We start from the raw sequence: 255 nt of genomic DNA on the forward strand, positions 1-255 counted from the left end.
CGGAATACCTGCTCGGTGATGTCAGCGGCGATGGCAAGTCTGACCTGGTAGTAGTACGCAAGCGCCAGGATGGCAAGGCAGTCGCCACCATCCGGCTGGCTACAGCCGATGGGCTGGGTGAAGCGACCGAGCTGGAACTGGGTGCCTGGGCAGCCGAGACCCGCTATCTGCTGGGTGATGGCACTGGGGACGGCAAGGCCGATCTGTGGGTGGTATCGCAGACGACGGATAAGAGAGTACAGGTTGTACTGTGGC

At 62.0% G+C, this 255-nt stretch carries 1 protein-coding gene; it reads left to right on the top strand.

The annotated features are described in order from the left end of the window. Positions 1–255, top strand: a 255-nt coding sequence (locus ACUHMQ_RS21685; protein ID WP_445297434.1) for a hypothetical protein, incomplete at both ends; no start/stop codon positions are given.

The organism is Chitinimonas violaceus (genome assembly GCF_052601015.1).